Raw genomic sequence first — 9994 nt, forward strand, 5'->3', positions numbered from 1 at the left:
AAGCGGATGTCCTGCCCGGTGGCGTCGAACCGCTGGGCCTCGAGCAAAAGATCGGCGCCGCTGCGGCCGACGGTGACAACCTCCTGCCCCCGCGCCCTGGCGATGGCGACCATGTCGGTGCCGCGCGCATCGTCGATATTGATCACCGCCGTGCCCTCTTCGGGCAGCACGCGGGCGAACAGCCCGGCCTTGGCGGCGAAGTAATCGTCAAAGCTCTGGTGATAATCGAGGTGGTCCTGGGTGAAATTGGTGAAGCCGGCAGCGCGCAGCTGCACCCCGTCGAGACGGCGCTGCTCGAGCCCGTGCGACGAGGCCTCCATGGCGGCGAACTCGATCCCCGCCGCGCAGGCCTCGGACAGGGTGCGGTGCAGGGTGATCGGCTCGGGCGTGGTGTGGCTCAGCGGCGCCTGAAAATCGCCCTCGACCCCGGTGGTGCCGAGATTGATCGCCTCGAGCCCCAGTTCCTGCCAGATCATGCGCAGGAAGGTGGCGACGCTGGTCTTGCCGTTGGTGCCGGTCACGGCGGCCATGATGCCCGGCTGTTCGCCGAACCACAGGGCGGCGGAATAGGCCAGCGCCTGGCGCGGGTCCTCGGCCACCACCAGCGCCGTGTCGCTGGCGGCCAGTTCGGCTTCGGCGATGCGGGCGCCCTCGGCATCGGTGAGGATCGCCGAAGCACCCATTCGCAGCGCGTATTGGATGAAGCTGCCGCCGTGCAGCTTGCTGCCCGGCAGGGCGGCAAAGAGATAGCCGGCCTTGACGTCGCGGCTGTCCACCGCCAGCCCGGTGATCTGCGGATCGCGCCCGGCGGCAGCGGTCAGTCCCAATTCGTGTAACGGTCGTGTCGTCGCTGCCATCTGCCCTGCCCTGTTGCGGCGTCAATTCGATGTCAGGGTTATACCAGCCATTGATGCGGGTTCAACGCCGGGACGCATGCCCAAGAGGGGGGCGACACGGCCGATCATCTCGGCCGCCACGGGCACCGCGGTCCAGCCTGCGGTGCGGCGCGGTTCCGGCCCCGAGGTCTCGACCGGCTCGTCCAGAGTCACCACCAGCACATATCGCGGATCATGGGCCGGGAACATCGCGGCGAAGGTCGCGATCACCTTGTCCTCGTGATAGCCGCCGCCCTGTTCCTTGGGCTTGTCTGCGGTGCCGGTCTTGCCGGCCACCGCATAGCCCGGCACCTCGCCGAAACTGGCGGTGCCCTCGGTCACCACCAGCCGCAGCATCTGCTGCGCCGCGCGGGCCGAGGCCTCGGTCATGATGCGCGCGCCCTGTTGCGGCCGGTCGCGTTTCAGCAGGGTCGGCACCACCCGCCGGCCGCCATTGGCGATCGCCGCGTATCCGGCCGCCAGATGCAGCGGGCTGCTCGACAGCCCGTGACCGTAAGAGATGGTCATCGCCGACAGTTCCGACCAGTTCGGCGGCAACAGCGGCCGGGCGCCGCGCGCCTCGATCATCTCCAGCGGCGTCGGCTCGAAAAAGCCGAGATCGCGCAGGAACCCCTGCTGGCGTTCGGCGCCGATTTCCTGCGCCAGGCGCGCGGTGCCGATGTTGGAGGATTTCACGATCACCTTGGTCAGCGACAACTCGGCGCCATAATCGTGGAAATCTCGTATCTTGAACTTGCCCCAGCGCAGCGGCCCGGCGGTCTTGATCATGGTGGTCGGCGCGGCCAGCCCCAGATCCATGGCCTGGGCGGCGGTGAAGATCTTGAAGGTCGATCCCAACTCGTAAAGCCCCTGCACCGCGCGGTTGAACAGCGGGCTGTCGCTGGGGTTGCCCTTGACCGGCGGGCGCGGGCGGTCGTTGGGGTCGAAATCGGGCAGGCTGACCAGCGACAGGATCTCGCCGGTGTGCACGTCCATCAGGATCGAGGCCGCGCCCTTGGCATTCATCAGCTTCATGCCGCCATGCAACACCCGTTCGGCCGCCGCCTGCACCGTGAGATCCAGCGACAGGGACAGGGCCTTGCCGCCGTTGGCGGGGTCGCGCAGCGCCTCGTCGAAGTATTTCTCGACCCCGGCCACCCCGATCAGCTCGGCCGCACGCACGTCTTCCTTGCCGAAGCTGGCGCCGCCCAGCACATGCGCCGCCAGCCGCCCGTTGGGATAGAGCCGCATCTCGCGCGGGCCGAACAGCAGCCCGGGATCGCCGATGTCATGCACCGCCTGTTTCTGCTCGGGCGAGATCTGCTTGCGCACCCAGAGAAACTTGCGCTTGCCGGTGAAATCGCGCACCAGCCGCGCTTCGTCGAGATCGGGGAAGACCTTGACCAATTCGCGCGCGACACGCTCCTTGTCGATCATCTGCTGCGGCTGGGCATATAGCGAATGGGTTTCGAGATTGGTCGCCAAGATGTGGCCGCGCCGGTCAACGATATCGGCCCGCTGGGCGACGATCCGCGACCCGGCGGCGCTGGCGCGCGGCTCTTCCGCCTCGGAAAAGGCCAGCGTGCCCATGCGCAGGCCGACCAGGATGAAGCCGGCGAGAAAGGCGACCGACATCACCAACAGCCGCCCCTCGGCACGGTTGCGCGCCCGGTCGCGCATCTCTTCGTGGCGCAGGCGGATGTTCTCGCGTTCGATCACATCGGGGTTCTCGCCGGTGTCGCGGGCCTTGAGAATATGCGCCAGAGGGCGCAGCGGCGTACGGATCATGGCCCCTCTCCCGGCTGCGACGACACGTCGACGATCTCCGAGAGATCCAGCTTCGGCAGCGGCGGGTAGCTGACCTGATCGACCTTGCCGAACTGGTCGGGACGCAGCGGCAAGAGCTGCAGCCGGTCGAAGTTGAGCTCGGTCAGATCGCGCAGCCGGTCGGGCCGGTTGAGATAGGCCCATTCGGCGCGCAGCATCGCCAGCCGCGAACGCGCGACGCCGATTTCCTGCTGCAGGCGCTCGGTTTCCTTGATCGCGTGCTGGGTGCGGTAATTCTCGCGATAGGCCCAGACCGCGAGCCCGATCACCGCCAGTGCCGTCAGCACGAACATCAGGTTACGCATCAGCGCCGCCCCCCCAGTCTCGGCATGCCGATCTGCTTTTCGGCGATCCCGCCCGCCGGCGCATCAGAGCGCCGCGCGATGCGCAGCTTTGCCGAACGCGACCGCGGATTGACCGCCAGTTCCGCGTCATCAGGCCCGACCGCCTTGCGGGTCAGCAGCTCGAAAGCCGGTTGTTCGCGGGTCATTTCGGGGGCATGGCGACTGACGCTGCCCAGCCGCCCGGCGCGCGCCTGCATGAAACGCTTGACCATGCGGTCCTCGATCGAATGGAAGGTGACCACCGCCAGCAGCCCGCCCGGCTTCAGGGCGCGTTCGGCAGCCATCAGGCCGCGGAACAGCTCGCCGTATTCGTCGTTCACCGCGATGCGCAGGGCCTGGAAACTGTGCGTCGCCGGGTGCGACTGCCCCGGTTTCGGGCGCGGCAGGCAGCCCTCGATGATCTCGGCCAGCCGCAGGGTGGTGGTGATCGGCGCGGCGGCACGTTCGCGCAGGATCGCGCGCGCGATGCGCCGGCTGGCGCGCTCTTCACCGTACTGGAACAGGATGTCGGCCAATGCCGCCTCGTCGCTGTCGTTCACCAGGTCGGCAGCGCTGGGTCCGTCCTGCGACATGCGCATGTCGAGCGGCCCGTCGCGCAGGAAGGAAAAGCCGCGCTCGGCCAGATCGAGCTGCATCGAGCTCACCCCGAGGTCAAGCACCACCCCATCAAGATCGCGGCCGTATTCATCAAGGCGCGAAAACACGCCTTGCACGGTCTCGATGCGGCCTGCGTAATCATCCAGCCAATCGGCCGCCATCTCGAAGGCCAGCGGGTCGCGATCGACGCCGATCACCCTGTCGGCCCCGGCCGCCAGAAGGCCGCGCGTGTAGCCGCCGGCACCGAAAGTGCCGTCAAGCCAGACGCCCCGGATCGGCGCGCAGAGCCGCAGGATCGGCTCGAGCAAAACGGGAATGTGGGGTTTTTCGCTGGGATTGTCGGTCATGTCGGACATGCCTTACCCCCCGGCCCCGTCCAGATAGATGGCCGGATCGACGTCCGGGTCGAATTCGTCATCGCCCTCGAGCAGGGCGGCAAACTGGTCTTCATAGGTCTCGGGATGCCAGATTTCGAAAGTGTCGCCCTTGCCGGCGAAAAAGGCCGTCTTGTCGAGGCCGATCTTGTCGCGCAGCTCCTTGGGCAGGACCAGCCGCCCGGTGTCGTCGACACTGCTTTCCAGCGACTGCTGAAGATAGAGGCGCGACAGTGCAAGGCGCCGTTTGTCACCGCGCCCCAGCTTGAGGATACGCTCTTCGACATCGGCCATGGCGTCGACGGTGAAACATTCAAGATAGCTGCGGGTGGCCCCGCCATAGACGATCACCAGCGTGGGGGTGTCGCCGCTTTTCCAGTCGGGGTCTCCGGCTTCGAGCACACGGCGAAACGAGGCCGGGATCGAGACCCTGCCCTTGCTGTCCACCTTGTGGTGGCTTTCGCCTCTGAACCTGCGTGCCACGGCGTGCCGGTCCCTCTCCTGCCCCCGGTTGCAATTCTGCGGCCCCGAACGGGAAACGGCGGTTTGATCTGCTGCCACTGATCAAACCGCCGCCCTTCGTCCCGTCTTAGCGGGGTGTCCAGCTGCGCGCGCCACCTGGGGGGATGTCTGCTCGCCCGCGCGCCGGATCTCTTGGTTCGATGAAAGCGGGGCCTGTATGAAACCTGACTTGGGAGTTTGCCCGGGGTCTTGTCGCCCCGTCTTTTGTTCCCGTCCTCATCTTGCATACAGGTATGACATGGGAATTAATGGGAAACAATAGAAATCTTCACCACTGCACCGCTCGCATCGCGGCAACACCCCCCGAATATAATTAACATTGGAATATGTTTTGCGAGAATCAAACAAGATATAGACAGTTACAATAAATATAAAACAAAATATAGCTGAAGCCTCTGACGAAGCAAATGCCCCACAAAATCCCAAAAAATTTTCTCTTCTCTCCATGCTCAGCGCTACGCACGCGACCAAGACCGCCGCCTCAAGCACGCCAATCAAGGCCGAGACCGCTGATAACTCCGCCATAGAATGGCAGCAATCGGCACGTGAAGAGCAATTCCCCCAAATTCCCATATGGCCAAGCGCCCCCCTTTGCCCCCTGCCCGCGATGCCTGCAAAGCGCTCTGGCCGCCCTTGCTGTGCAGGGCGGTTGCGCCGCGCCGGATTTCACAAAATTTTCACATCGCCGCATTGGCGGCGGCCGCAAGCTGACATATCCTGCGATCAATGACAGGCAGCAGCACAGGCAACAGGGCAAGACGCGTGACGCTTCATTTCGCCAAACAGAGGCCGATTTCGCTGCGCAGGGCGCGCAAGACCGACCTGCGGGTGCAGTTCGGCGCACTGGTCTACAGGCTGCACAAGGGCAAGACCAAGGTGCTTTTGATCACCACCCGCCGCAGCCAGAGCTGGAGCATCCCCAAGGGCTGGCCGATGCACGGCAAGACCCCGGCGGACTGCGCCCGGCGGGAAGCCTGGGAGGAAGCCGGGGCCAAGGGGGAAGCGCTAGACCAGCCGCTGGGGTTCTTTTCCTATGTCAAGACCATCAAGACCCGGCGCGGCCCCCTGTCGATGCCGGTCATGGTGTCGGTCTATCCGGTGGCGATGCAGACAATGGCCAAATCCTTTCCCGAAGCCGGTCAGCGGCGGCTGAAATGGCTGAGCCCGAAAAAGGCGGCGGCCAAGGTGCGCGAACCGGAACTGGCGCGCATCCTGCGCAAGTTCGATGCCGGCGCCCTGCCCGCGCCCCGCTGAGGCCGAACCAAAGCCGTCCGTTCGGCACCGTCAATTATCTTGATCGCGACGACGCTTGACCCTATTTCTGTAGGGCGCCGTCAACCGGCAGAAAGCAACACAGGCATGATCCAGTACACGCTCAAATGCAGTCGCGACCATCGGTTCGACAGTTGGTTCCAGTCCGCCGACGCCTACGAAAAACTTCAGGCCGCCGGCATGGTGACCTGTTCGGCCTGCGGCGACGACAAGATCGAAAAGGCGCTGATGGCCCCGCGCGTGCGGCCGGCCAGAACCAGCAGCGCCGCGACCCAGGACACGCCGGGCGAAACCGCCGGAGCGCCGGCCTCGGGGCCACTGGCCACGCCGGCGAGCGATGCCGAACGGGCCCTTGCGCGCCTCAGGCGTCAGGTCGAAAGCCATTCGGATTATGTCGGCAAGGATTTTGCCCGCGAAGCGCGGGCGATGCATGACGGTGACGCGCCGAGGCGCTCGATCTACGGCGAGGCCGGGCTGAAAGACGCCAAGGCGCTGCTCGAGGACGGGGTTCCGGTGCTGCCGCTGCCTTTCCTTCCGGGCCGGAAATCCAACTGAGGAAAGCTGCGACATGCATGTGGTGATCACCGGCGCCAACCGTGGCATAGGCCAGGCCCTGGACAGCCGCTACCGGGCGGCCGGACATGCGGTGACCGGAACCGCGCGCAAGGGGGGCGAATTCCTTGCGCTCGACGTCAGCCGCAGCACCGATTTCGACGGGCTGCGCAGCGCGCTCGACAGCCGCCCGATCGACCTCTTGATCTGCAATGCCGGCATCTATCCCGACAAGCACCACAACCTGGCCGACGGCTACCCGGCCGCCATGTGGGCCGAGGGTTTCGCGACCAATGTCACCGGGGTGTTCCTTACGGTGCAGGCGCTCTTGCCCAACCTGCAACTGGCCCGGACACCGAAAATCGCCATCATCTCCTCGCGCATGGGCTCGCAGCAGCTCGCCCCCGGGGGCTCCTATATCTACCGTGCTTCCAAGGCGGCGGCGCTCAACCTCGGGCGCAATCTGGCGCAGGATCTGCGCCATATCGGCATCGCTGTGGGCATTTACCACCCCGGATGGGTGCGCAGCGACATGGGCGGCGATGCGGCCGAAATCTCGGCCGCCGACAGCGCCGAGGGGCTGATCGCCAGATTTGACGAACTGGATCTGGACACCAGCGGCTGTTTCCGGGCCTGGGACGGGCAGGAGCTGCCGCTGTGACGTCACAGCGCATCGCCCGCCGGCAGCTGACAGCGCGGACAGCGCCGATTGCCGATGGCCTCGGGCCCGTGCTATTCTGAGCCGAACAGAGGCAGAGCAGCCCAGGGCGACCCAATGACCGCGCTTGAGAAATATGACCGGATCGAAGCCGTTGCCCTGTGGCGCGACGCGCCCGACAAGCAACGGCGCGACGTGATCGTGTCGATCGGCGATGCCTCGCTGACCATAACCGACATGCAGGACCGGGCGCTGGCCCACTGGTCGCTGCCGGCCGTCGAGCGCGCCAATCCCGGCGAAGTCCCGGCGGTGTTCTTCCCCGACGGGGATCCGGGGGAAACCCTCGAGATCTCGGCCGAGGAACCGCAGATGATCGAGGCCATCGAGAAGCTGCGCACCGCCATTCGCCGGCGCCGGCCGCGCCCCGGCCGTTTGCGGCTGGCGACCCTCGCGGCCTCGGTACTGGGGGTGGTCGCCCTCGCCGCCTTCTGGCTGCCCGGCGCCCTGCTCGACCACACGGTCTCGGTGGTGCCCGAGGTCAAGCGTCAGGAGATCGACCGCGCGCTTCTGACCGAGATCGAGCGGCTCAGCGGCAAGCCCTGCACCGGGCTCTTCGCGACCCCGGCGCTTGGGCGGCTGGCGGCGCGGCTGGAGCTGCGCGACCTGGTGGTGGTCCGGGGCGGCGTGCGCGAGTCGCTGGCCCTGCCGGGCGGCACGATCGTTCTCAACCGCGCGATGATCGAGGACCACGAGGAGCCGGATGTGGCGGCGGGTTTCGTCATCGCCCGCAAGCTGGCGGCCGAGGCGGACGACCCCCTGCGCCAGATGCTGCGGCATCTCGGCATGATGGCCAGCTTCAGGATGCTGACCACCGGCACGCTCAGCCCCGAGATGCTGCGCGGCTGGACCGAGGATCTGGTTCTGGCGCCGGCAGCGGAGGTCGAGACCCCGGCGCTTCTGGCCGCGTTTTCGGCCCATGAGGTGAAATCGACGCCCTATGCCTATGCGCTTGACCCGTCGGGCGAAGCCACGCTGGCGCTGATCGAGGCCGACCCTTTCGTCACCTCGCCCAAGCCGGTGCTGAGCGATGGCGACTGGGTGGCCCTGCAGGGCATCTGCGAAGGCTGAAACGGCGGTGTTCTGCGCTCAGCGACGCAGGAAGGCGTCACCGTAACCGCCGCGTCTGAGCTGCTCGGCCACCGCAGCCGCCCGACCGGCGCCGTCATAGGGCCCGACCAGCACCATGCGATAGACCTGACCGTCGCGGCTGTACTTGCCGATCCTGACCGGCATCCCGCCGGCCCGCAGCGACTGCGCCGCCGCCTGCGCTGCGGCAGGGTCGCGATAGGTCTGCACCTGCACATAGTTCTGGCCGCCGATACGCAGCGCCTTTTCGGCGGGCGCGGATCTGGTCGACACCACGGATAGGGCGCCGGGTGCGGCCGTGGCCGGCTTCAGCTTGCGCGGCAGTTTCTCGCCCCAGATGGCGTCCATCGCCGCCTTGCCGGCAAAGGTCTGCTCGGCACGATGCGGGTTCAGGCGGCCGTCGTCGAACACCCGGCGATAGCCCTCGGGCACCGCGGCGTCGTCATTGGCCAGAAGCCGCGCCTCGTAGACATGGCGCGGCACGACCCGGACCGTTGACGCGATTTCGCCCTGACGGACGATGGTTCCGGGCGCCGGCGAGGCCGGGCCCGACAGGCCCCCCTGCCGCTGGTAGATGATGCGCGGCGGCGGCGCGGTCGGATTGCCGGTGCCGGGGGTGTAGGGCAGTTCGCTTTGCGGGCCGCAGCGCACCACGTGTTTGGAGGTGCGGGCCAGCCCCTCGCGACAGGGCGAGGCGACGCCCGAGCGGCGCGGTGTCGGATCGAGCGTGCGGCGCGGGCTTGCCGCTGCCGGTTTCGGTTTCGGCGCCGCTGTGGCCGCTGTGGCCGGGGTGGCGGACTGACGTCCCGAGGGCGTGGTCGACCAGTCCCAAAGGGTGGTGGTGCCGGCCTTCGGCGACGCGGCACGCGCCGTCGCGACCGGCTTTGGCGCCGGCTGCGGCTTGGCGGCGGGCGGTTTCGCGGGCGGTGTCGCGGGCGGCCTTGCGGCGGCCGGCTGGGCGGCGGGCCGGATCACGACCGGCTGGGCGACGCGCGGTTTGGCCGCTGTCGGCTTGGGGGCGGGTCTGGCGGCTGTCGCCACGGTGGCGCTGCCCCCCGGCGGTGCCGCCGGCTGGATCACCACCACGTTCTTGTCGAGACGCGGCGCCGCAGTGGCGCCGGGCGCGGCATTGACGACGGTGGGCTTGAAGCCGCAGACCACCTTGCGGCTGCGGGTCATGCGCGGCACCCATGTGGTCGCGCCATCGACACCGGCGCGGATATAGACGCAGCCCTTGCTGTCGACATATTGCCGGCCCTGATAGGAGGCCGGCGGAAACTCGCTGGGCGTGTCCACGTTTTTCAGCGATTGAGCCTCTACCGCGGCCCCCAATCCCAAGGACGCCGCGATCACGGAAATCGCAATTGCTCTGGTCAGTTCCATATTGCCCCCACAAGATGTAGGGGTCAGTCTAGACGAAGAACTCTAGATGAGTAAACAGGGCATAAACGTGGCACGGCATCTATTTCGTGCCGAACATGCGGTCTCCGGCGTCGCCAAGACCGGGCATGATATAGCCCTTTTCATTGAGCTTCTCGTCCAGCGAGGCGGTGACGATCGGCACGTCCGGGTGCGCCTCTTTCATGCGCGCGACGCCCTCGGGAGCGGCCAGCAGGCAGAGGAAGCGGATGTCCTTGGCGCCCTGCGCCTTCAACAGGTCGATGGCCGCCGCCGAGGAGTTGCCGGTGGCCAGCATCGGGTCGACGGCAATCACCAGCCGCTGATCCAGTTCGGACGGCACCTTGAAGTAGTATTGCACCGGCTTCAGCGTCTCTTCATCGCGGTAAAGACCGACAAAGCCGACCCGCGCCGAGGGCACCAGTTCCA

General features: G+C 66.9%; 11 protein-coding genes. 4 read left to right on the top strand and 7 right to left on the bottom strand.

Annotated elements, in window-relative coordinates:
- The 5 genes from ABZD10_RS09930 to mraZ all read right to left on the bottom strand — a co-directional run.
- Positions 1-857 (bottom strand): Mur ligase family protein (locus ABZD10_RS09930; protein ID WP_372886209.1); only part of this gene is annotated, 857 nt, incomplete at its 3' end.
- A 21-nt stretch (positions 858-878) separates the two neighbouring features.
- Positions 879-2663, bottom strand: a complete 1785-nt coding sequence (locus ABZD10_RS09935; RefSeq protein WP_372886210.1) for a peptidoglycan D,D-transpeptidase FtsI family protein — start codon at positions 2661-2663, stop codon at positions 879-881.
- Positions 2660-3007, bottom strand: a complete 348-nt coding sequence (locus ABZD10_RS09940) for a cell division protein FtsL (RefSeq protein WP_372886211.1) — start codon at positions 3005-3007, stop codon at positions 2660-2662. The genes ABZD10_RS09935 and ABZD10_RS09940 overlap by 4 nt, the downstream gene beginning before the upstream one ends.
- Positions 3007-3990: a 16S rRNA (cytosine(1402)-N(4))-methyltransferase RsmH gene (rsmH, locus tag ABZD10_RS09945; protein WP_372886220.1), complete on the bottom strand. Its 984-nt coding sequence runs from the start codon at positions 3988-3990 to the stop codon at positions 3007-3009. The genes ABZD10_RS09940 and rsmH overlap by 1 nt, the downstream gene beginning before the upstream one ends.
- Before the next feature lie 12 nt (positions 3991-4002).
- Entirely contained in the window at positions 4003-4500 is a 498-nt protein-coding gene (gene mraZ / locus ABZD10_RS09950) for a division/cell wall cluster transcriptional repressor MraZ (protein WP_372886212.1), read from the bottom strand.
- A gap of 801 nt (positions 4501-5301) precedes the next feature.
- Here mraZ and ABZD10_RS09955 point away from each other — a divergent pair.
- The 4 genes from ABZD10_RS09955 to ABZD10_RS09970 all read left to right on the top strand — a co-directional run bounded on the left by ABZD10_RS09955 (position 5302) and on the right by ABZD10_RS09970 (position 8149).
- Positions 5302-5793 (top strand): NUDIX hydrolase, encoded by a 492-nt coding sequence (locus ABZD10_RS09955; RefSeq protein WP_372886213.1) that lies wholly within the window; start codon positions 5302-5304, stop codon positions 5791-5793.
- 105 nt (positions 5794-5898) lie between these two features.
- Entirely contained in the window at positions 5899-6366 is a 468-nt protein-coding gene (locus ABZD10_RS09960) for a DUF1178 family protein (RefSeq protein ID WP_372886214.1), read from the top strand.
- A 13-nt stretch (positions 6367-6379) separates the two neighbouring features.
- Positions 6380-7024, top strand: a complete 645-nt coding sequence (locus ABZD10_RS09965; RefSeq protein ID WP_372886215.1) for an SDR family NAD(P)-dependent oxidoreductase — start codon at positions 6380-6382, stop codon at positions 7022-7024.
- Positions 7025-7138: 114 nt separating this feature from the next.
- Positions 7139-8149, top strand: coding sequence for a hypothetical protein (locus tag ABZD10_RS09970; RefSeq protein ID WP_372886216.1), 1011 nt, complete (start codon positions 7139-7141; stop codon positions 8147-8149).
- Between the two features lie 18 nt (positions 8150-8167).
- Here the strand turns inward: ABZD10_RS09970 and ABZD10_RS09975 are convergent, their stop codons facing one another.
- Together ABZD10_RS09975 and upp are read right to left on the bottom strand one after the other, a co-directional pair.
- Positions 8168-9550 carry an SPOR domain-containing protein gene (locus ABZD10_RS09975; RefSeq protein WP_372886217.1) on the bottom strand — a complete coding sequence of 461 codons (1383 nt, stop codon included), beginning with the start codon at positions 9548-9550 and terminating at the stop codon, positions 8168-8170.
- Positions 9551-9629: 79 nt separating this feature from the next.
- Positions 9630-9994 (bottom strand): uracil phosphoribosyltransferase (gene upp / locus ABZD10_RS09980; protein ID WP_372886219.1); only part of this gene is annotated, 365 nt, incomplete at its 5' end.

Origin of the sequence: Shimia sp. (assembly GCF_041624275.1) — a bacterium.
GTDB lineage: Bacteria > Pseudomonadota > Alphaproteobacteria > Rhodobacterales > Rhodobacteraceae > Shimia.

Bases quoted from the DNA above. Each gene is read 5' to 3' on its own strand.
- ABZD10_RS09965 (WP_372886215.1), top strand. From the start codon at position 6,380: ATGCATGTGGTGATCACCGGCGCCAACCGTGGCATAGGCCAGGCCCTG.
- rsmH (WP_372886220.1), bottom strand. From the start codon at position 3,990: ATGACCGACAATCCCAGCGAAAAACCCCACATTCCCGTTTTGCTCGAG.
- ABZD10_RS09935 (WP_372886210.1), bottom strand. From the start codon at position 2,663: ATGATCCGTACGCCGCTGCGCCCTCTGGCGCATATTCTCAAGGCCCGC.
- ABZD10_RS09940 (WP_372886211.1), bottom strand. From the start codon at position 3,007: ATGCGTAACCTGATGTTCGTGCTGACGGCACTGGCGGTGATCGGGCTC.
- ABZD10_RS09970 (WP_372886216.1), top strand. From the start codon at position 7,139: ATGACCGCGCTTGAGAAATATGACCGGATCGAAGCCGTTGCCCTGTGG.
- ABZD10_RS09960 (WP_372886214.1), top strand. From the start codon at position 5,899: ATGATCCAGTACACGCTCAAATGCAGTCGCGACCATCGGTTCGACAGT.
- ABZD10_RS09975 (WP_372886217.1), bottom strand. From the start codon at position 9,550: ATGGAACTGACCAGAGCAATTGCGATTTCCGTGATCGCGGCGTCCTTG.